Below are 19,668 nucleotides of genomic sequence, written 5' to 3'. Positions count from 1 at the left end.
GTTTCACGAGGGGGTGTCCAACGGGCCCGCAGGAGGTGCTTCGGGGCTGCTGAGCAGGCGGAACCGGGCGCCGACCGGGTCGCCTTCCTCCTGCCACCAGATGTGGAGCCGCCAATACCCGCCGGGATCCGGGCAGTCCGCGGAGTCCGTGAATCCGCGGATGAGTTCGGACGCTACGTCCTCTGCTGTCCTGTTTCGCACGTCTGATGCGCTATGCCAGGGATGACCGAGTACGGTCCACAGCCCGTCGGACCCTCGCACCTCGAAGCGCCACACTGCCAGCCACGGGGTGACCTCCAGCATCGTGGTCACATGCTCCGGGTCGAGCCGCAGCCGGGCTGCCGCCTCGGCCGGCTCCACCCCCTGGATCCGGGAGGCCACCACGGCCTGCGGCAGCAGGGACTCGGGCAGCAGTCCGTCGTGGCGCAGCCGCACCAGCGACTCGAAGCTCAGGAACCGCAGCCGCAGCTCCAGCTGGCGCCCGATGTGGTCCAGGACCTCCTCGGCCTCCTGGCGGCTCTCCGGGTCCGGCCCGGTCAGCAGCAGCCGGCGGAAGTCGCTCTCCGCGTCCACCGCCCAGGCCACCGAGTCCTCGGTGAAGCCCAGCTCGGCGAGCCGGTCGCCGAGGAAGACCTTGGCCTGGGCGAGACCGCGCCGATTGACCGGGTCGCCCTGGTCCAGGCCGCGCCAGACGTCCACTGCGGACCGGGTCAGATCGATGGCCCGCTCGCCGGCCGCCCGTTCCATCGGGTTGGGCGCCTCCATGGCGGCCGTCCCGAGCGGATAGCGGGGCAGCCGCCGGCCGTCGCTCAGCGGCCAGGCCAGCCAGACCCCCTGGTTGATCAGGCCCTTGGCGTACCAGCGGGCGTACTCGGGGGAGTGCCCCGCGGCCTGCTGGGCGTGCCGCATGCCCTCCTCGACGGCGGACAGCGCCCCGGCCCGGTCCCCCTGCCCGAAGCGCCGGCCGGCCAGGTCGGCCAGCCGCAGACCCAGCCGCGCGGCGCAGTCGGGATCGGTACGGGCGGGCTCGCGCAGGGCGGTGATCAGCTCGCCCAGCAGCCGGTCCGCTTCCTCGGGCTCCGCATGCGCGGCTCCCGACCTGATCCGTGCCCACTGTTCGTCCAGCCGCAGAACGGCTTCTCGCTGCGCCATGCCCCGCCCCCCGGCGTCATGTCATGTGTGGAGGGGTCCATCCTCGCGGCTGGGGCGTGTGCAGCGGAAGGGATTCACTCCCAGCGGAAGAAGCGGCCCGCCGCGCCCAGGCCGAGGACCGCCCAGCCGGCCAGTACCGCGACCGCGCCCCAGGGCAGCGGGGCCCCGTGCTGGAGCACCTCGCGGAGCCCGTCGGAGAGCGCCGAGATCGGCAGCAGTTCGAGGGCGGACCGGACCGCTCCGGGGAACTTGTCCAGCGGCACGATCACCCCGCCGCCGACCAGCAGCAGCAGGAAGACGAGGTTGGCGGCGGCCAGGGTGGCCTCGGCCTTGAGGGTGCCGGCCATCAGCAGGCCGAGCCCGGAGAAGGCCGCCGTGCCGAGCAGGATCAGCGCCGCCACGGACAGCGGGTTGCCCTGCGGGGACCAGCCGAGGCCCAGCGCGATCACCGTCAGCAGGGCGATCTGCAGCACCTCGGTGACCAGTACGGACAGGGTCTTGGCGGCCATCAGCGCCCAGCGCGGCAGCGGCGAGGCGCCGAGCCGCTTGAGCACGCCGTAGCGGCGGTCGAAGCCGGTGGCGATGGCCTGGCCGGTGAAGGCCGTGGACAGGACGGCGAGCGCGAGGATGCCGGGGGCCAGGAAGTCCACCGACTTCTCCGCGCCGGTGTCGACGATGTCGACGGCGGAGAACAGCACCAGCAGCAACGCCGGGATGATCACCGTCAGCAGCAGCTGTTCCCCGTTGCGCAGCAGCATCCGGGTCTCCAGCGCGGTCTGCGCGGCGATCATGCGGGACACGGGTGCGGCCCCCGGCTTGGGGGTGAACGTACCGGCGCTCATGCGCGCAGCTCCTTACCGGTGAGCTCCAAGAAGACGTCCTCCAGGGTGTGCCGCTCCACGGAGAGGCTGTCCGGCAGGACTCCGTGCTGGGCGCACCAGGAGGCGACGGTGGCCAGCATCTGCGGGTCGACGTCGCCGGTGACCCGGTAGACACCGGGGGTGAGCTCGGCGGCCCGGGATCCGTCGGGCAGTGCCTTGAGCAGCGAGGCGAGGTCCAGGGCCGGGCGGCCGGTGAAGCGCAGGGTGTTCTCGGCGCCGCCCCGGCACAGCTGTTCGGGGGTGCCGTGGGCGATGACCCGGCCGGCGTCGATGATGGCGACCTCGTCGGCGAGCTGCTCGGCCTCGTCCATGTGGTGGGTGGTGAGGACGACGGTCACCCCGTCGGTCCGCAGTTCCCGTACGAGGTCCCAGGTGGCGCGGCGGGCCTGCGGGTCCAGGCCGGCCGTCGGCTCGTCCAGGAAGACCAGCTCGGGACGGCCGACCACGGCCATGGCGAGGGCCAGGCGCTGCTGCTGGCCGCCGGAGAGCCGGCGGTAGGGGGTCCGGCCGCAGCCGCCCAGCCCGAGCCGCTCGACCAGGCCGTTCACGTCGAGCGGGTCGGCGTACAGGCCGGCCATGTGGCGGAGCATCTCGACGGCGCGGGCGCCGGAGTAGATCCCGCCGGACTGGAGCATCACGCCGATCCGGGGGCGTAGGGCCGCGGCCTGGGCTATCGGGTCCAGGCCGAGGACGCGGACGGATCCGGCGTCGGGGCGGAGGTAGCCCTCGGCGGTTTCCACGGTGGTGGTCTTGCCCGCGCCGTTGGGACCGAGGACCGCGGTGACGGAGGACCGGCCGACGGTGAGGTCGAGGCCGTCCACCGCGGTCTTGGTGCCGTACCGCTTCACCAGTCCGCGGATCTGCACGGCGGGGTCGTTGCTCATGCGGGTGAGTCTACGGAGCGCGGAAAGGGGCTCTTCGTTGCGGGGTAGCGGTATTCCATCGCAATTACAACGGTCTTCCGGTGCCCTGATCCTGGATGGCCCAGCAGCGTTCAGTGATCTTTTCCGGAATTGGGGCCGCCCTGCGCCCGGAATCTCCGCGGGCGGAGGATTGCTGGTGGGGGCGGTGCGCGGGCGTAAATGGCGCCTGCCATGACAGCCGAGTGACAGCGGAGCGCTCCCCTCCGTTTAACTCTCCGTAGATAAATTAGGTAACCCTTAGTGATGGAGGCCACCAGGGGTGCCCGCGATCACGGCTTGTCTGGGCTCGCTTAATTACGCAACAATGGCGTTGTGAAAAACGGCGAACGGCTGACCGAGACCCCCCAGGGGGAGCTCGCGACCGGGGAGCGGTCCACCCGCAACCGGGTCGCGCGGTCCATCCTGGACCACGGTCCGTCCACCGTCGCCGACCTCGCCCAGCGTCTCGGCCTCACCCAGGCCGCCGTCCGCCGCCATCTCGACACGCTCGTCGCCGACGACGTGGTCGCACCCCGCGAGCAGCGCGTCTACGGCGCGCGCACCCGGGGCCGGCCCGCCAAGGTCTTCGTGCTCACCGACTGCGGGCGTGACGCCTTCGACCAGTCCTACGACTCCCTCGCCACGGACGCCCTGCGCTGGATCGCGCAGTCCGCGGGCGGCGGTGAGCAGGGCGAGGCGGCAGTGGCCGCCTTCGCGAAGGCGCGGCTGGACGCCCAGGCAGAGGCCTACCGGGCAGCAGTCGACGCGGCGGACCCCGCGGAGCGCACCGAGGCCCTTGCCAAGGCGTTGACCGTGGACGGGTACGCTGCTACGGCGAAGAGCGCTCCCGGTCCGCACAGCGGAGAACAGCTCTGTCAGCACCACTGCCCGGTCGCTCATGTCGCCGAGCAGTTCCCGCAGCTGTGCGAGGCGGAGACCGAGGTCTTCTCACGCCTGCTCGGGACGCATGTGCAGCGTCTCGCCACGATTGCCCACGGCGACGGGGTGTGCACCACCTTCATTCCGCGAAGCGCAGCACAGGCAACCACATCAGCATCTGGAAGCACGGCCGGGAGGAACCCCGCATGACCACGGAGACTGCTCACCCTGAACTTGAGGGTCTGGGCAAGTACGAGTACGGCTGGGCCGACTCCGACGCGGCCGGTGCCGCTGCCAAGCGCGGACTGAACGAGGACGTCGTCCGCGACATCTCCTCGAAGAAGAACGAGCCCGAGTGGATGCTGAAGCTCCGCCTCAAGGGCCTCAAGCTCTTCGACAAGAAGCCCATGCCGACCTGGGGCTCCGACCTCTCCGGCATCGACTTCGACAACATCAAGTACTTCGTGCGTTCCACCGAGAAGCAGGCCGCTTCCTGGGAGGACCTGCCCGAGGACATCAAGAACACGTACGACAAGCTCGGCATCCCGGAGGCGGAGAAGCAGCGCCTGGTCGCCGGTGTCGCCGCCCAGTACGAGTCCGAGGTCGTCTACCACCAGATCCGCGAGGACCTGGAGGAGCAGGGCGTCATCTTCGTCGACACCGACACCGCGCTGAAGGAGCACGAGGAACTCTTCAAGGAGTACTTCGGCACCGTCATCCCGGTCGGTGACAACAAGTTCGCCTCCCTGAACACCGCCGTGTGGTCGGGCGGCTCGTTCATCTACGTGCCCAAGGGCGTGCAGGTGGAGATCCCGCTCCAGGCCTACTTCCGTATCAACACGGAGAACATGGGCCAGTTCGAGCGGACGCTGATCGTCGTCGACGAGGACGCCTACGTCCACTACGTCGAGGGCTGCACCGCCCCGATCTACTCCTCCGACTCGCTGCACAGCGCCGTGGTCGAGATCATCGTGAAGAAGGGCGGCCGGTGCCGCTACACGACGATCCAGAACTGGTCGAACAACGTCTACAACCTGGTCACCAAGCGCGCCGTGGCGTACGAGGGCGCGACCATGGAGTGGATCGACGGCAACATCGGTTCCAAGGTCACCATGAAGTACCCGGCCGTCTACCTGATGGGCGAGCACGCCAAGGGCGAGACCCTCTCCATCGCCTTCGCGGGCGAGGGCCAGCACCAGGACGCCGGCTCCAAGATGGTCCACATGGCGCCGAACACCTCCTCCAACATCGTCTCCAAGTCGGTGGCCCGAGGCGGTGGCCGCACCTCCTACCGCGGCCTGGTCGAGATCGGCGAGGGCGCTGCCGGCTCCAAGAGCAACGTCCTGTGCGACGCCCTGCTCGTCGACACCATCTCCCGCTCGGACACGTACCCCTACGTGGACGTCCGCGAGGACGACGTGACCATGGGCCACGAGGCGACCGTCTCCAAGGTCTCCGACGACCAGCTGTTCTACCTGATGCAGCGCGGCATGTCGGAGTTCGAGGCCATGGCCATGATCGTGCGCGGCTTCGTCGAGCCGATCGCGAAGGAGCTGCCCATGGAGTACGCGCTGGAGCTCAACCGGCTGATCGAGCTGCAGATGGAGGGCTCGGTCGGCTAGTCCGGCCGCGGCCCGCCCGCAGCACAGGTCCCTTTGACGTGACGCAAGACGCAGGAAGAGAGCAAGACGACAGCCATGGCTGAGGCTCAGAACATCCCGGCAGGTTCGACCACTGCCGGCTCGATCGCGGTGGCCGCAGAGTCCACCGTCGCCACCCGGATGAGCGCGCCCCCGTCCTTCGACGTGGCGGACTTCCCCGTGCCCCACGGCCGCGAGGAAGAGTGGCGCTTCACCCCGCTGGAGCGGCTGCGTGGACTCCACGACGGCACGGCGACCGCCAACGGCACGATGAAGGCCCAGATCGACGCCCCCGAGGGCGTCACGGTGGAGTCGGTGGAGCGCGGCGACGCGCGCATCGGCAAGGCCGGCACCCCGGTCGACCGGATCGCCGCCCAGGCCTTCACCTCGTTCGCCAAGGCCACGGTCGTCACCGTGCCGAAGGAGACCGTCCTCACCGAGCCCGTGCGCGTCTCGCTGCACGGCGAGGGCGGCACCACCTTCGGCCACACCGTCTTCGACATCCAGGCCTTCGCCGAGGCGATCATCGTCATCGACCACACCGGTGACGGTGTGCGCGCCGCCAACGTCGACTTCCTGATCGGCGACGGCGCCAAGGTCACCGTCGTGTCCGTGCAGGACTGGGACGACACCGCCGTCCACTGCTCCCAGCACAACGCGCTGGTCGGCCGGGACGCCACCTTCAAGTCGATCGTGGTCACCTTCGGCGGCGACGTCGTACGCCTCCACCCGCGGGTCAGCTACGCCGGCCCCGGCGGCGAGGCCGAGCTCCTCGGCCTGTACTTCACCGACGCGGGCCAGCACCAGGAGCACCGCCTCCTGGTCACCCACGACGCCCCGCACTGCAAGTCCCACGTGGTCTACAAGGGCGCGCTCCAGGGCCAGGAAGCCCACGCCGTCTGGATCGGCGACGTGCTCATCCAGAAGAGCGCCGAGGGCACCGACACCTACGAGATGAACCGCAACCTCGTCCTCACGGACGGCGCGCGGGTCGACTCGGTGCCGAACCTGGAGATCGAGACCGGCGAGATCGTCGGCGCCGGCCACGCCTCCGCGACCGGCCGCTTCGACGACGAGCAGCTCTTCTACCTCCAGGCCCGCGGCATTACGGCCGACGACGCCCGCCGCCTGGTGGTGCGCGGCTTCTTCGCCGAGCTGGTCCAGCAGATCGGCGTCGCCGACATCGAGGAGCGGCTGATCGCGAAGATCGAGGCCGAACTCGAGGCGTCCGTCTGATGACCTATGTCAAGGCCTGTGCGCTGAGCGAGCTGGAGGAGGACACCCCGAAGCGGGTGGAACTCGACGGCACGCCGGTGTCCATCGTCTCCACCGACGGGGAGGTGTTCGCGATCCACGACATCTGCTCGCACGCGAACGTGTCCCTCTCGGAGGGCGAGGTCGAGGACTGCCAGATCGAGTGCTGGCTGCACGGGTCGTCCTTCGACCTGCGCACCGGCAAGCCCTCCGGCCTTCCCGCGACGCGCCCCGTCCCCGTTTACCCCGTAAAGATCGAAGGGGACGACGTGCTCGTCTCCCTCACCCAGGAGTCCTGAGGCACCCATGGCAACGCTTGAAATCCACGACCTGCACGTCTCCGTCGAAGCCGAGAACGGCCCCCGCGAGATCCTCAAGGGCGTCGACCTCACGGTGAAGCAGGGCGAGACGCACGCCATCATGGGCCCGAACGGCTCCGGCAAGTCCACCCTCGCGTACTCGCTGGCCGGTCACCCGAAGTACACCATCACCGGTGGCACCGTGACCCTGGACGGCGAAGACGTCCTGGAGATGTCCGTCGACGAGCGCGCCCGCGCCGGCGTCTTCCTCGCCATGCAGTACCCGGTCGAGGTCCCCGGTGTCTCGGTCTCCAACTTCCTGCGGACCTCCGCCACCGCCATCCGCGGCGAGGCCCCCAAGCTGCGCACCTGGGTGAAGGAGGTCAAGGAGGCCATGGAGCGTCTCTCCATGGACCCCGCCTTCGCCGAGCGCAACGTCAACGAGGGCTTCTCCGGCGGTGAGAAGAAGCGCCACGAGATCCTCCAGCTGGAGCTCCTCAAGCCGAAGATCGCGATCCTCGACGAGACCGACTCCGGCCTGGACGTCGATGCCCTGCGCATCGTCTCCGAGGGCGTCAACCGGGTGCGCGAGGGCGGCGAGGTCGGCACCCTGCTGATCACCCACTACACGCGCATCCTGCGCTACATCAAGCCCGACTTCGTGCACGTGTTCGCGAACGGCCGCATCGCCGAGTCCGGCGGCGCCGAGCTCGCCGACCAGCTGGAGGCCGAGGGCTACGACAAGTACGTGAAGGGTGGCGCGACCGCGTGACACAGCTGCCTGGCCTCCTCGACATCGAGGCGATCCGCAAGGACTTCCCCCTGCTGGATCGTGTGGTCCACGACGGGAAGAAGATCGTTTACCTGGACAACGCGGCGACCTCGCAGAAGCCGCGCCAGGTACTCGACGCGCTGAACGAGTACTACGAGCAGCACAACGCCAACGTCCACCGTGGCGTGCACGTGCTCGCCGAGGAGGCCACGGCGCTGTACGAGGGTGCCCGCGACAAGGTCGCCGCCTTCATCAACGCACCGAGCCGCGACGAGGTGATCTTCACCAAGAACGCCTCGGAGTCGCTCAACCTGGTCGCGAACATGCTCGGCTGGGCGGACGAGCCCTACAAGGTCGACGCTCAGACCGAGATCGCCATCACCGAGATGGAGCACCACTCCAACATCGTGCCGTGGCAGCTGCTCTCGCAGCGCACCGGCGCGAAGCTGAAGTGGTTCGGCCTCACCGACGACGGCCGGCTCGACCTGTCCAACATCGAAGAGGTCATCACGGAGAAGACGAAGATCGTCTCCTTCACGCTGGTCTCCAACATCATGGGCACGGTCAACCCGGTCGAGGCGATCGTCCGGCGCGCCCAGGACGTCGGCGCACTGGTGCTGATCGACGCCTCCCAGGCCGCTCCGCACATGCCGCTGGACGTGCAGGCCCTCGGCGCCGACTTCGTGGCCTTCACCGGCCACAAGATGTGCGGCCCGACCGGCATCGGCGTCCTCTGGGGCCGGCAGGAGCTCCTGGAGGACCTGCCTCCGTTCCTCGGTGGCGGCGAGATGATCGAGACCGTGTCGATGCACGCCTCGACGTACGCCCCGGCGCCCCACAAGTTCGAGGCGGGTACGCCCCCGATCGCCCAGGCCGTCGGCCTCGGCGCGGCCGTGGACTATCTGACCGCGATCGGCATGGACAAGATCGCCGCGCATGAGCACGCGATCACCGAGTACGCGATCAAGCGCCTCGCCGAGGTGCCCGACCTGCGGATCATCGGCCCCACCACGGCCGAGGACCGCGGCGCCGCGATCTCCTTCGTGCTCGGGGACATCCACCCGCACGACGTGGGCCAGGTCCTGGACGAGCAGGGCATCGCGGTCCGCGTGGGCCACCACTGCGCGCGCCCGGTCTGCCTGCGGTACGGAATTCCTGCGACCACGCGAGCGTCGTTCTACCTGTACTCCTCTCCGGCCGACGTCGATGCTCTGATCGACGGGCTGGAGCACGTACGGAACTTCTTCGGCTGACGAGGACGACGAGGACGGGACTTCGAGGCGCTGTGAAGCTGGATTCGATGTACCAGGAACTGATCCTGGACCACTACAAGCACCCGCACGGGCGTGGCCTGCGCGACGGCGACGCCGAGGTGCACCACGTCAACCCGACCTGCGGTGACGAGATCACGCTGCGCGTGAAGTACGACGGCCAGACGCTGACCGACGTCAGCTACGAGGGCCAGGGCTGCTCCATCAGCCAGGCCAGTGCCTCCGTACTGAACGAGCTGCTCGTCGGCAAGGAGCTCGCCGAGGCGCAGAAGATCCAGGGTGCTTTCCTGGAGATGATGCAGTCCAAGGGGAAGATCGAGCCCGACGAGGCGATGGAGGAGGTGCTGGAGGACGCGGTGGCGTTCGTCGGCGTCTCCAAGTACCCGGCGCGCGTGAAGTGTGCTCTGCTGAGTTGGATGGCGTGGAAGGACGCGACCGCCCAGGCCCTGGGCGATGGCGCGGAGAGGAAGACGGCATGACCGAGAACGCGACGCCCGAGGCGTCGATCAAGCCGGCCACCGAGGACGAGGTCCGCGAGGCCCTCTACGACGTGGTCGACCCCGAGCTGGGCATCGACGTCGTCAACCTGGGCCTGATCTACGGCATCCACATCGACGACGCGAACATCGCGACCCTGGACATGACGCTGACCTCGGCGGCCTGCCCGCTGACGGACGTGATCGAGGACCAGGCCAAGTCGGCGACCGACGGCATCGTCAGCGAGCTCCGGATCAACTGGGTCTGGATGCCGCCGTGGGGCCCGGACAAGATCACCGATGACGGCCGTGAGCAGCTGCGCGCGCTCGGCTTCAACGTCTGAGTCTGCCCCTGATCATGGAGAAGGCCCCCGGCACACGGTGCCGGGGGCCTTCTCCATGCCGGGCTACGGGCGGGCCGGCGGCTGCGCCGAGGTGTTGGCGGCGAGCAGGCCGGAGATTAGGTCCTCCCGGCGGATGCGCTGGTCGACGTAGAGCAGTGCGGTCGCCAGCTGCGACAGCGTGGGGAAGATCAGCTGGCTGAGGGCGCTGCCGGCCACCGAGAACAGCACGTAGAACGTGATCAGGATGACCATCCCGGCCGCGATGTCGGTGTCCGGGCCGGTCATGGCGAGGGCCGGGAACAGGAACAGGATGCCGAACAGGCTGAACACGAGCTGGATGACATAGGCCATGACCATGGCCACCAGCGCGATGAGCACGCTGATGCCGAAGATCCGCCACCAGCTGTTGCGGACCAGCTTCGCCGAGCGCCGCATGGCGGTGACCGGGCCCACTTCCTCGCAGACGGCGGCGGCCGTCGCCAGGCCGTAGCGGATCCAGATCCACACGGCGAACGGGAAGCCGACCAGGAGCAGTACCAGCGGCAGCAGCGTCACGAAGTTCACGGAGCCGTCGGCGTCGGCTCCGTCCGCCTCGGCCGCGACGGACAGCGGGATGCCGATGAGGAGGAATGCCGCCAGCGGCAGCATGGCCAGCAGTCCGGTCAGCAGGGTGACGCCGAGCACGGAGGCGGTCCGGGCCTTGGCCCGGAGGAACAGCGTGCCGATGGTGATCGACCGGCCGATCACCGCTTCCTGGACGAGGACGGGCATGGCGGCGCTGGTCAGCGACAGGCCCACCAGGGCCACCCCGAGGGCGATCACGCCGAGCGGGATGAAGGTGGCCAGTACCGGTACGAGGTCCTCCCTCGGCGGGTCCTGGCCGTAGCCGGGGTCGAAGACCGGGTCCAGATGGCTCCAGGTGATGGCCAAGCCGATCGCGCCGAGGGCGATGATGACGAGCAGCGTGGCGAACTGCACGGCCAGGACGAAGCCGATGAGCTGCTTCCAGTGGCGGCCCAGGGTGCTGAATGCCGCGCCGAAGATGTCCCCGAGGCCCAGCGGCCGGAGCGGGATCACCCCGGGGCGCGGCGGCAGGGGCGGCATCCAGCCGCCGCCCCACTGATGGGCGCCGTAGGGCGCGCCCGGGTACGGCGCGCCCGGGTACGGACCGCCCGGGTACGGACCGCCCGGGTGCGGACCGCCCGGGTGCGGACCGGCGCCGGGGTACGGCGGGCCGCCCGGGTATGGCGCGCCGCCCGGGTATGGCTCGGCCGTCGGCGGCTGGCCAGGCTGCCCCGATTGTTCCGGGGTTTCCCGCCCCTCGTTCTGCGACACGTTGTACTCCGTTGTGAGTCCCGTCCCCTGATGTGCGACGACACCGTATCCCAGGCCGATACGTACAGCTGTACGCATCGTTGTGTACAGTCGTACGTATGCCTTACGTACTGCTTGCCGCGGCCATCGCCGCCGAGGTCGCCGGAACCACCGCCATGAAATACAGCGAGGGATTCTCCAAGCTGTGGCCCTCGCTCGGCACCGTGCTGGGCTACGTCATCGCCTTCTCCCTGCTCGCGCAGACCCTGAAGACGATGTCGGTCGGCACCGCCTACGCCATCTGGGCCGGGGTCGGCACCGCGGCCATCGCCGCGATCGGCATGCTCTTCCTGGGCGAGGCGGCCACCGCCGCCAAGATCGCCGGGATAGCGCTGGTGATAGGCGGGGTGGTCCTGCTCAATCTCGGCGGGGCGCACTGATGGCAGGGGTGCGGCGGTACGACCCGGACCGGCGGGAGCGGATCATCGACGCGGCGATCCGGGTGGTCGGTGCGAAGGGCATCGCCGGGCTCAGCCACCGCAGCGTGGCCGCCGAGGCCGACGTACCGCTCGGCTCGACCACCTACCACTTCAAGACCCTCGACGAACTCCTGGTGGCAGCCCTGCGCCGGGCCAACGAGGGCTTCGCGGCCATGGTCGCGGCCCACCCGGCCCTGTCCGACCCGACCGCGGACCTGGCCGGGGCGATCGCCCGGCTGCTCGGCGAACTCCTCGCGGCCGACCGGGCCCGCGCGGAACTCGAGTACGAGCTGTACCTCGCGGCCCTGCGCCGCCCGGCACTCCGCCCGGTGGCGGCGGAATGGTGCGAGGCGATGGCCGAGGCCCTGTCGGAACACGTGGACCCGGTCACGGCCCGCGCCCTGGTGGCGGTGATGGACGGCATCACCCTCCAGGTCCTGCTGACGGACGCGGCATACGACGAGGCGTACACCCGCGAGATCCTGTCCCGGGTGCTCGGCACTCGGTGACCGGCCCGCGCGACGCGGGCCAGGCCGCCGGTCAGGCTGTGCGGCGGACCGCAGACAGGGCCGCCGTGACGCTTGCCTCGATGTCCGGGACCGGGTACAGCACCTCCTGGACCGTCCGGTCCTGGCTCACCACCAGGGTCGCCCGCTTCAGCCGGCTCACCCCCGACGCCCGGAACGTCGGCAGCCGCAGGGCCGCCGTCAGGCTCAGGTCGGCGTCCGAGAGCAGCGGGAAACGGAGGCGTTCGTGTTCGGCGAACTCCCGCTGTTCGTCGGGGCGCTGCGTGGACACCCCGTGGACCGTTGCGCCGGCCGCCGTGAACTCCGCCAACTGGTCCCGGTAGGTGCAGGACTCCAGAGTGCAACCCCTGGCCCCGGGGATGCCGGCCCAGCCGGGCGGGTAGGCCTCGGCTCGGGCGTACGCGCCGGGGAAGCAGTACAGGACGGTGTACGCGGTGTCCTGCGCCACCGGGTCCCGCAGCTCGCCGAACCGGTCCGGCAGCAGCAGCTCCGGCAGCCGGGTGCCGCGCAGCGCGTGCACGCGGGCCGCCTCACGCGAGGCCTCGTCGGTGGTCGCCGTCATCTCTCCCTCTCCCAGAACCCAGGTGTCTCCCCAGTCCTGGAGGGCGACCAGGACCGGCAGCAGCGCCCGGCCGCGCGGGGTCAGCCGGTACGCGTGCCGCACCGGACGCTCCTGGTACGGCTCCCGCACCAGCACCCCCGCCTCCACCAGCAGCTTCAGCCGCTCGGCCAGCACCTTCCGGGAGACGCCCAGCTCGCGCTGGAACTCCTCGAAGCGGTCCAGGCCGCGTGCCGCGTCGCGCACGATCAGCAGCGTCCACCAGTCGCCCACCACATCCAGTGCCTGCGCGATGGAGCAGTCGGCGTCGCCGAGATGCGTGCGCTGGGCCATGGGGACCTCCTTAGTCCGTTGACCCGAGGCTGTCATGCTGACACAGTCAGTTCCCAAAAGGAACTGACTCGTGCATTGGTAGGGGGAGAGACGTGTGCGCCAGGGGTTCAAGGACGTACCGCGGGCGGTGTGGCTGCTCTCGGCCGGGGTGTTCGTCAACGCCGTGGTCAGCCTCACCTTCGTCTTCGTCTTCCTCTACCTGACCGGCCCGCGCGGTCTCGGCGCCGGCACCGCCGGCCTGCTCACCGGCATCGGCGGCCTCGGCACGGTGGCCGGCAACTTCACCGGCGGCTGGTTTGGGGACCGGTTCGGCCACCGCAGGGTGTTGCTCGCCGCCGCCGCGGTGGCCGGGCTGCTCCTGATGAGCCTCCCGCTGCTGCCGACCGTGCTGCTGTACGTCGCCCTGCCCGTCGCCGAGTACGCCACCGGCGTCATCCGCGCCGCGAACTCCGCCCTGGTCGCGGTGATAGTGCCGGAGGGGGCCCGGCGCCAGTCCTTCGCCGTCATCCGCTGCGTCGCCAACGGCGGCTTCGCGCTGGGCCCGCCGCTCGGCGCCCTGGTCGCCACCGGACTCTCGTACGACTGGCTGTTCGTCGCCGACGGGCTCGGCACCCTCTTCCTCGCCGGGTGGACCGCCCGGGTGGTTCCGGCGCGCGGTGCCGCCCGCCCGGGCGCGGGCGCGGGACCGGATGGGGGCCGGGGCCGCGGCGGGGTCTGGCGGGAGCTCCGCGCCCGGCCTGCCGTACTCGTCCTCCTCGCCGCCGTCCTGGTCGTGGACCTCGTCTACCGGCAGCAGTACTTCACCTTCCCGGTCTTCCTCGCCGACCACGGCCTCGACATCGGCGCCTTCGGGCTGATCATCGCGCTGAACGGCGCGATCATCCTGCTCCTCGAACTGCCGGCCGCCGTCGCCCTCCGCGACCGCCCGCCGCTGCGGATCATCGGCACCGGGCTGCTGCTGGTCGGGGCGGGGTATGCGGCCCTGCTCGGCGGCGCGGGCGTGGCCACCGCCGTCGCCATGATGGTGCTGCTCAGCCTGGGCGAGATCCTGTACAAAACCACCGCCACCGCGTACGTCGCCGACCAGGCGCCCGAGCACGCGATCGGGCGGTTCCAGAGCCTGTACGCGGGGGTGTCGATCAGCGGTGTGGTGCTCGGCGCCCCGATCGGCGGCGCCCTCTACGCGGCTGCGCCGGGTCTGCTCTGGCCGCTGTGCGCGCTGGCGGCGGGCCTGGCCGGCGCGGCCGTCCTGGGCATGTCCGTACGGTCGGACCGCCGGGCGGCGCGACACGCGGCACGACCGGCACATGAGACCGGTTCGCAACCGCGGGCCGTCGCCGGTTAGGTTTCGGACATGACTGCTACGCGTACCACCGGCGCCGTCGCCGCCGGACTTGCCACCATCACCCCCGACGGCACCGTCCTCGACACCTGGTTCCCCGCCCCCGAGCTGGTCGAAGAGGCCGGCCCGGCCGGCACCGAGCGCCTCACCGCCGAGCGCGCGGTCGAGCTCCTCGGCGCCGCCGCGGCCAAGGCGATCCGCTCGGACGCGGTCCGCGGGGTCGAGGTCGTAGCCGTCCGCACGGTCATCTCCTCCCTGGAGGACAAGCCGCTGGACGCGCACGACGCGTACCTGCGCCTGCACCTGCTGAGCCACCGCCTGGTCAAGCCGCACGGCCAGAACCTGGACGGCGTGTTCGGCCTGCTGACCAACGTCGCCTGGACCTCGCTGGGCCCGGTCGCTGTCGACCAGGTCGAGACCGTCCGCCTCAACGCCCGTGCCGAGGGCCTGTACCTCCAGGTCACCTCGATCGACAAGTTCCCGCGGATGACGGACTACGTCGCCCCGAAGGGCGTACGCATCGCCGACGCCGACCGGGTCCGGCTGGGTGCGCACCTCGCCGAGGGCACCACCGTCATGCACGAGGGCTTCGTCAACTTCAATGCGGGCACCCTCGGCACCTCCATGGTCGAGGGCCGCATCTCCGCGGGCGTGGTGGTCGGCGACGGCTCCGACATCGGCGGCGGCGCCTCCACGATGGGCACCCTGTCGGGCGGCGGCAAGCAGATCATCTCGATCGGCGAGCGCACCCTCATCGGCGCCGAGGCGGGCGTCGGCATCGCGCTGGGCGACGAGTGTGTCGTCGAGGCCGGTCTGTACGTGACCGCGGGCACCCGCGTCACCCTCCCGGACGGCCAGATCGTCAAGGCCCTGGAGCTCTCCGGCGCCAACAACATCCTCTTCCGCCGCAACTCGGTCACCGGCGCGGTCGAGGCCCGCCCGTACAAGGCGACCTGGGGCGGCCTGAACGAGGTCCTCCACAGCCACAACTGAGGCCGGGCCCCGGCGGCTCCGGCTCCGGCTTTCGGCACCGAAACGCCCTCCTGCCTCGGCAGGAGGGCGTTCTGCGTTCTGGGTTCGGCGGTCAGTGCTGCGGGAAGGCGCGGATCAGGCCCGCGAAGGCCTCCTTCTCGGCCTCGGTGAGTTCCACCGACTCCATCGGGTGGGCGGAGGAGGTCCGCTGGGCCGGGATCACCGAGGGGCCCTTGAAGACGGCCGACGGCTCGGCGGGGCGGGAGCGGCCATTCCGCCGCAGGTGGCCGAGGCCCACGATCCAGACGAGGACGGCCGCGACCAGGATCGCGAGGCCGATTTGCTGGACCGGGGAGATGGAGGGGAACACACGGTCCTCCAAACGGGAGTGCGAGTGGGAAAAGATCGTGCGTGGGGACACTCAACACCACAAAACGCCCGCTGAGTAGAGCTGTGTCCAGGATCACGCCCCGGCCCGGGCACGGCCGAGGGCCCCGGCCGGGACGGCGGCCGGGGCCCTGACTCCACCCGTCGTGACTACGGGCGGAAGCGCAGCACCTGCGGGTCGTGGTCGCTGTTCTGGTCCGCGAACTCCGCGTTGATGTGGACGCTGTCGTAGCTGAAGCCCTTGATCGCCGGGCTGGTCAGGATCTGGTCCAGCACCTGCGAGTTGCCCTGGAAGACGTACGAGTAGCGCTCCGACTTCGGCAGCGAGTTGACCGCCGCGTACAGCGCCCCGCCGTCCGTCAGCGCCTTCGTCGTCTCCGAGAACTCGAAGTCGTTGATGTCACCGAGGACGACGACGTTCGCGTTCTTCTGCGCCGCCAGGATCTCCTTGACGAAGCCGTTCACGGACTGAGCCTGCAGCAGCCGCTTGGCCTCCGAGGACCGCACCGGCGGCTGGTGGTGCGAGGTCAGGCTCTCGTCCCCGCCCTTGGAGCCGAAGTGGTTGGCGATCACGAAGACGGTCTTGCCGCGGAAGACGAACTCGCCGGCCAGCGGCTTGCGGCTGTTCTCCCAGGCGGCGTTCGCCGGGTCGATGCGCCCGGGGGAGTGGGTGAGGGCGGCCTTGCCCTGCTCCTGCACCACAGCGGTCGCGGTCGCCGCGTCACCGGGGGCCCGCTCGGTGAACGAGACCCGCTCGGGGTTGTAGAGGAACACCTGGCGGATGTTGCCGCCGGGCTCGCCGCCGTCCTTGTTGTTCTCCGGGTCGATGGTGCTCCACCGGTAGGCGGGGCCGCCGGCGGCCTTGATGGCCTCGGTGAACTTGGTCAGGGTCTGGTCTGCCGAAACGATTCCGTCGTTCTTGGCACCCGTGTTGTCCTGGATCTCCTCCAGGGCCAGCACGTCGGGCGAGGCCAGGTTCTCGACGACCGCCTTCGCCAGCGCGTCGAACTTCTCCTGCGGGTCGCTCGGGTCCAGGTTCTCGACGTTGTACGTCGCCACCGCGAGCTCGTTCGCGCTCTGCGCCTTGGTCTTCTCGGGCTGCAGGCCCTTGGACTGCACGGTGCCCAGGGCGCGGGCCGCCAGGGTGTAGCCGCCGAACTGGTTGAAGTCCAGCGGGCCCTCGGTGGTGCCGGTCAGCCGGTCGCCGACGTTCGCCACCGGGAAGGGCTGCTGGGCCAGCGGGGTGAGCTGCTGGATCATCAGCCGGCCGGTGTTCTGGGACTCGTACGAGCCGTAGAGGGTGCCGCCGCGGCGGGTGTTGTTCTCCCAGCCCTTCACGGTGACCCACAGGTCCGCGTACGGGGAGGTGGCGCCGACCACGCGGGAGGTACCGATCTTGACGCTGGTGCCCTCCAGGGACTCGTAGTAGTCCAGGGCGTAGCGGGAGGGCTCCAGGGTGAGGCCGTTGATGCTGCCCGCGGCGGCCTGGTCGCCGGCGGGGGCGTACTCGGCGGGCACCGAGTACTCGTTGATGTGCACGGCCTCCGGCAGCGGGTTGCCCGAGGAGGCCACGGTCACGGTGGGCTTGGAGATCTGGGTCACCGACTGGTTGCCGGAGTTCAGGCCGCCGGGGACGTACTCGCCCACCAGGCCCGAGACCTTGACGGCGTCGCCGACGGCCACGGTGGGGACGGAGCTGGTGAAGACGAAGACGCCTTCGCTGGTCGCGTCGTTGTCGTCGGCCTGCGGGTCCTGGATCCAGAAGCCGCGCGAACCGTAGGTCCGGACGCCGGTCACGATGCCTTCGACATCGGCGACCTGCTTGCCGACCAGGGGCGATATGCGGGTGGTGCCCTGGATGTCGTGGATGCGTACCGAGTCGGCAGACGCGGCGCCTTCGGCCGCGTCGGCGGAGCCCGCGAGCAGGCCGGTGGCGAGTGCAGACGCCACGACGGCCGCGACAGCGGCGGAACGGGTATGCGAGGAACGCATGGGCAGGACTCCGGAGGTTTGGATGAGAGGACGAGGAAATGAGGGCATACGGGGTGGCGGTGCGATCTGCGAGAGATCTACGCGCGTCAATTTCCTGTCTGAGCAGCCCACTTGTCAAGGTCTCCAGGGGATACGGCAGGCAACTGTCGGATGAACCCACGTCATCGGCTCGCCAGGGGGATCCGGAATGCGTCTACCCTGGACCGCTGTCCCCCCCACCTGCCGTTTGTTTTGCGAGGAGTGCCCCCCATGTCCGCAGAGTCGCATCCCCTGCTGCCGCCGGTACGGCTGCACGCCGAGGCGGAACTGGCCCGTGACGCCCTCGCGACCCCCCTGCTGTCCGCCGCCGTACGGCTGGCCCGCTGGGCCGGTCCCGGCACCCGGGTCGGCGCCGGCGGCGAACTCCTCGACGAGCAGCTGCCCGAAGCGGCCGAGCTGCTGGGGCTCGGTGCGGACCCGGACGGTCCGGCGTACGCGAGCCAGGCCTGGCGGGTCGCCGTCGATGCCGGCCTGGTGGAGGTGACCGAGCCGGAGGACGTCGAACGGGACGCCGACGAGGGCGGATTCGCGAGCGCCGAGCCCGGCGAGGACCTGGCCCTGGTGACCGGCGGCGCCCCCGGGGACGTACTGGACCTGTGGCTCGCCGCCCTCGACTCCGTCCTCGCGGACGCAGCGGTACCGGACCTGGAGGACCTGGTCGACGCCCTCGACGCGGGCGGCGAGATCGACTTCGAGCAGCTGGACTGGGACCCGCAGCGCGAATCGGACTTCCTGGACGGGGTGCTCGCCAACCTCTACCTGCTCACGGTCTCGGAGGGCGGGGCGGGCGAAGGGCCGGTGCCGCTGCCCGTGCTCGCGGCCTCCATGGTGGTGCCCGAGGACATGGGCGAACCCACCGAAGAGGTCCTGGAGCAGGTGTCCGACGCGATGATGCGGCTGGACGACCAGTTCCGGCAGCTGGAGCCGATCGGGCTGGTCGAGTTCTGGCCGGTGGACGAGGCGCTGATGGCGGAGGCCGACGACGAGGAGTTCGCCGAGTTCGCCGCCCCGGGCGGCGCGGACGAGGAGGACGTCTCCCGGTACGGGCTGGTCCGGCTCACCCCGCTCGGTCTGTACGGGATCCGCGCGCGGATGCAGGAGGCCGGGGTCGAGGCCCCCGCCGTCGGTGATCTTGCGGACAAGGGCGCCGACGCGCTGCTCGATGCGGTGTCCGGGTTCTCCGAGACCACCGCGCAGGCCGAGATCGAGCTGTGGCTGGCGGCCGGACGGGAACGGCCGGCCGCGGTCGCCGAGCTGCTGGCCGCCGCCCGGGGCGGGGACGAGGGCGGGCCGCTGCGCCGGCTGCGCTGCCAGCAGGCACTGTCGCTGGCGGGCGGCCATGTGGGGGGCGGTGCGGTCGGTGCCGGTGCGGCCGGTATCGGTGCCGGTGCCGGTGCCGGTGCCGGTGCCGAGGTCGAGCCGGTGGTGCGGGCCGTGCTCGACGATCCGGAACTCGGGGGTCTGGCCCGGGTCTGGCTCGCCGAGCAGGGCGCGGCCGACATTCCCGCCCCCACCGAGACGATGGTCTTCTGGCTCACCCTGGACACCCTCGCCGCCCAGCTGGGGGCCGGCGGGGAGACGGACGAGCTGTCCGGGCTGATGGCGAGTCTGACCGACCGCCACAGCGGTTTCTTCGACACCGTGTGGCGGGTGGAACACCCGGCCACGGCCGAGGTGCTGGAGGCGATGGGCCGGCTGCACCCGGACCGGAAGGCCGCCAAGGAGGCCCGCAAGGCCGCGTTCAAGGCCCGGTCCCGGCACTCGTAACGCGCCGTTTTCCGGCCGGAGTTCGCCATTCCGGCCACCGGCAAGGGGACGCCCGGCGGTCGTGGGGAATTCAGCGGCCGTTCACGT

20 protein-coding genes are annotated in these 19,668 nt (G+C 70.4%); 13 read left to right on the top strand and 7 right to left on the bottom strand.

Annotation, left to right across the window (positions count from 1 at the left end):
• Window positions 1-3: 3 nt before the first annotated feature.
• The 3 genes from ABT123_RS18990 to ABT123_RS18980 form a co-directional block, all read right to left on the bottom strand.
• Window positions 4-1,152, bottom strand: a complete 1,149-nt coding sequence (locus ABT123_RS18990) for a hypothetical protein (protein WP_351315614.1) — start codon at window positions 1,150-1,152, stop codon at window positions 4-6.
• Window positions 1,153-1,226: 74 nt separating this feature from the next.
• On the bottom strand, window positions 1,227-1,994 hold the full coding sequence (locus ABT123_RS18985) for an ABC transporter permease (RefSeq protein WP_351315611.1): 768 nt from the start codon (window positions 1,992-1,994) through the stop codon (window positions 1,227-1,229).
• Window positions 1,991-2,917 (bottom strand): ABC transporter ATP-binding protein, encoded by a 927-nt coding sequence (locus tag ABT123_RS18980; protein WP_351315608.1) that lies wholly within the window; start codon window positions 2,915-2,917, stop codon window positions 1,991-1,993. Before ABT123_RS18980 ends, ABT123_RS18985 begins: the two co-directional genes overlap by 4 nt.
• Before the next feature lie 351 nt (window positions 2,918-3,268).
• Here ABT123_RS18980 and ABT123_RS18975 point away from each other — a divergent pair, with 351 nt between their 5' ends.
• The 8 genes from ABT123_RS18975 to ABT123_RS18940 all read left to right on the top strand — a co-directional run bounded on the left by ABT123_RS18975 (window position 3,269) and on the right by ABT123_RS18940 (window position 9,870).
• Window positions 3,269-4,024: a helix-turn-helix transcriptional regulator gene (locus ABT123_RS18975; protein WP_351315605.1), complete on the top strand. Its 756-nt coding sequence runs from the start codon at window positions 3,269-3,271 to the stop codon at window positions 4,022-4,024.
• Entirely contained in the window at window positions 4,021-5,436 is a 1,416-nt protein-coding gene (sufB, locus tag ABT123_RS18970) for a Fe-S cluster assembly protein SufB (RefSeq protein WP_351315603.1), read from the top strand. Before ABT123_RS18975 ends, sufB begins: the two co-directional genes overlap by 4 nt.
• A gap of 75 nt (window positions 5,437-5,511) precedes the next feature.
• Window positions 5,512-6,690, top strand: coding sequence for a Fe-S cluster assembly protein SufD (gene sufD, locus ABT123_RS18965; RefSeq protein ID WP_351315600.1), 1,179 nt, complete (start codon window positions 5,512-5,514; stop codon window positions 6,688-6,690).
• On the top strand, window positions 6,690-7,007 hold the full coding sequence (locus tag ABT123_RS18960) for a bifunctional 3-phenylpropionate/cinnamic acid dioxygenase ferredoxin subunit (RefSeq protein ID WP_351315598.1): 318 nt from the start codon (window positions 6,690-6,692) through the stop codon (window positions 7,005-7,007). The genes sufD and ABT123_RS18960 overlap by 1 nt, the downstream gene beginning before the upstream one ends.
• A gap of 7 nt (window positions 7,008-7,014) precedes the next feature.
• Window positions 7,015-7,779 carry a Fe-S cluster assembly ATPase SufC gene (gene sufC / locus ABT123_RS18955; RefSeq protein WP_351315595.1) on the top strand — a complete coding sequence of 255 codons (765 nt, stop codon included), beginning with the start codon at window positions 7,015-7,017 and terminating at the stop codon, window positions 7,777-7,779.
• The gene (locus ABT123_RS18950) at window positions 7,776-9,032 is read left to right on the top strand and encodes a cysteine desulfurase (protein WP_351315592.1); all 1,257 of its coding nucleotides are present in this window, start codon (window positions 7,776-7,778) and stop codon (window positions 9,030-9,032) included. Before sufC ends, ABT123_RS18950 begins: the two co-directional genes overlap by 4 nt.
• A 32-nt stretch (window positions 9,033-9,064) precedes the next feature.
• Entirely contained in the window at window positions 9,065-9,529 is a 465-nt protein-coding gene (sufU, locus tag ABT123_RS18945; protein WP_351315590.1) for a Fe-S cluster assembly sulfur transfer protein SufU, read from the top strand.
• On the top strand, window positions 9,526-9,870 hold the full coding sequence (locus ABT123_RS18940; RefSeq protein WP_351315587.1) for a metal-sulfur cluster assembly factor: 345 nt from the start codon (window positions 9,526-9,528) through the stop codon (window positions 9,868-9,870). The genes sufU and ABT123_RS18940 overlap by 4 nt, the downstream gene beginning before the upstream one ends.
• A gap of 63 nt (window positions 9,871-9,933) precedes the next feature.
• Here ABT123_RS18940 and ABT123_RS18935 read toward each other — a convergent pair whose 3' ends face one another.
• Window positions 9,934-11,205, bottom strand: coding sequence for a hypothetical protein (locus ABT123_RS18935; protein ID WP_351315584.1), 1,272 nt, complete (start codon window positions 11,203-11,205; stop codon window positions 9,934-9,936).
• A 98-nt stretch (window positions 11,206-11,303) separates the two neighbouring features.
• Between ABT123_RS18935 and ABT123_RS18930 the strand changes: the two genes are divergently transcribed.
• Both ABT123_RS18930 and ABT123_RS18925 read left to right on the top strand, forming a co-directional pair.
• A complete protein-coding gene (locus tag ABT123_RS18930) occupies window positions 11,304-11,624 on the top strand; it encodes a DMT family transporter (RefSeq protein WP_351315582.1) in 321 nt (106 codons plus the stop codon).
• Entirely contained in the window at window positions 11,624-12,172 is a 549-nt protein-coding gene (locus tag ABT123_RS18925) for a TetR/AcrR family transcriptional regulator (RefSeq protein ID WP_351315579.1), read from the top strand. The genes ABT123_RS18930 and ABT123_RS18925 overlap by 1 nt, the downstream gene beginning before the upstream one ends.
• A 31-nt stretch (window positions 12,173-12,203) precedes the next feature.
• Here ABT123_RS18925 and ABT123_RS18920 read toward each other — a convergent pair whose 3' ends face one another.
• A complete protein-coding gene (locus tag ABT123_RS18920) occupies window positions 12,204-13,082 on the bottom strand; it encodes a winged helix-turn-helix transcriptional regulator (protein ID WP_351315576.1) in 879 nt (292 codons plus the stop codon).
• Window positions 13,083-13,176: 94 nt separating this feature from the next.
• Here ABT123_RS18920 and ABT123_RS18915 point away from each other — a divergent pair, with 94 nt between their 5' ends.
• Both ABT123_RS18915 and dapD read left to right on the top strand, forming a co-directional pair.
• Complete coding sequence (locus ABT123_RS18915) at window positions 13,177-14,427, top strand: MFS transporter (RefSeq protein ID WP_351315573.1); 1,251 nt, start codon at window positions 13,177-13,179, stop codon at window positions 14,425-14,427.
• Window positions 14,428-14,436: 9 nt separating this feature from the next.
• Window positions 14,437-15,417 carry a 2,3,4,5-tetrahydropyridine-2,6-dicarboxylate N-succinyltransferase gene (gene dapD / locus ABT123_RS18910; protein WP_351315570.1) on the top strand — a complete coding sequence of 327 codons (981 nt, stop codon included), beginning with the start codon at window positions 14,437-14,439 and terminating at the stop codon, window positions 15,415-15,417.
• A 91-nt stretch (window positions 15,418-15,508) separates the two neighbouring features.
• Here dapD and ABT123_RS18905 read toward each other — a convergent pair whose 3' ends face one another.
• The gene (locus ABT123_RS18905; protein WP_351315567.1) at window positions 15,509-15,766 is read right to left on the bottom strand and encodes a hypothetical protein; all 258 of its coding nucleotides are present in this window, start codon (window positions 15,764-15,766) and stop codon (window positions 15,509-15,511) included.
• A gap of 167 nt (window positions 15,767-15,933) precedes the next feature.
• On the bottom strand, window positions 15,934-17,775 hold the full coding sequence (locus ABT123_RS18900; RefSeq protein ID WP_351315565.1) for a DUF8508 domain-containing protein: 1,842 nt from the start codon (window positions 17,773-17,775) through the stop codon (window positions 15,934-15,936).
• 249 nt (window positions 17,776-18,024) lie between these two features.
• On the opposite strand from ABT123_RS18900, the gene ABT123_RS18895 reads away from it, so the two are divergent.
• Entirely contained in the window at window positions 18,025-19,581 is a 1,557-nt protein-coding gene (locus ABT123_RS18895; protein ID WP_351315562.1) for a hypothetical protein, read from the top strand.
• Window positions 19,582-19,668: the final 87 nt, after the last annotated feature.

The organism is Streptomyces sp. NPDC002054 (assembly GCF_040296685.1).
In the GTDB taxonomy this organism is placed as follows: domain Bacteria; phylum Actinomycetota; class Actinomycetes; order Streptomycetales; family Streptomycetaceae; genus Streptomyces.
The sequence above is the reverse complement of the archived record's forward strand: the minus strand, read 5'-3'. Positions and strand labels throughout refer to the sequence as shown.

Coding starts and splice junctions, on each gene's coding strand:
- ABT123_RS18990 (WP_351315614.1), bottom strand. CDS start 1,152: ATGGCGCAGCGAGAAGCCGTTCTGCGGCTGGACGAACAGTGGGCACGG.
- ABT123_RS18985 (WP_351315611.1), bottom strand. CDS start 1,994: ATGAGCGCCGGTACGTTCACCCCCAAGCCGGGGGCCGCACCCGTGTCC.
- ABT123_RS18980 (WP_351315608.1), bottom strand. CDS start 2,917: ATGAGCAACGACCCCGCCGTGCAGATCCGCGGACTGGTGAAGCGGTAC.
- sufB (WP_351315603.1), top strand. CDS start 4,021: ATGACCACGGAGACTGCTCACCCTGAACTTGAGGGTCTGGGCAAGTAC.
- sufD (WP_351315600.1), top strand. CDS start 5,512: ATGGCTGAGGCTCAGAACATCCCGGCAGGTTCGACCACTGCCGGCTCG.
- ABT123_RS18960 (WP_351315598.1), top strand. CDS start 6,690: ATGACCTATGTCAAGGCCTGTGCGCTGAGCGAGCTGGAGGAGGACACC.
- sufC (WP_351315595.1), top strand. CDS start 7,015: ATGGCAACGCTTGAAATCCACGACCTGCACGTCTCCGTCGAAGCCGAG.
- ABT123_RS18940 (WP_351315587.1), top strand. CDS start 9,526: ATGACCGAGAACGCGACGCCCGAGGCGTCGATCAAGCCGGCCACCGAG.
- ABT123_RS18930 (WP_351315582.1), top strand. CDS start 11,304: ATGCCTTACGTACTGCTTGCCGCGGCCATCGCCGCCGAGGTCGCCGGA.
- ABT123_RS18925 (WP_351315579.1), top strand. CDS start 11,624: ATGGCAGGGGTGCGGCGGTACGACCCGGACCGGCGGGAGCGGATCATC.
- ABT123_RS18920 (WP_351315576.1), bottom strand. CDS start 13,082: ATGGCCCAGCGCACGCATCTCGGCGACGCCGACTGCTCCATCGCGCAG.
- dapD (WP_351315570.1), top strand. CDS start 14,437: ATGACTGCTACGCGTACCACCGGCGCCGTCGCCGCCGGACTTGCCACC.
- ABT123_RS18900 (WP_351315565.1), bottom strand. CDS start 17,775: ATGCGTTCCTCGCATACCCGTTCCGCCGCTGTCGCGGCCGTCGTGGCG.
- ABT123_RS18895 (WP_351315562.1), top strand. CDS start 18,025: ATGTCCGCAGAGTCGCATCCCCTGCTGCCGCCGGTACGGCTGCACGCC.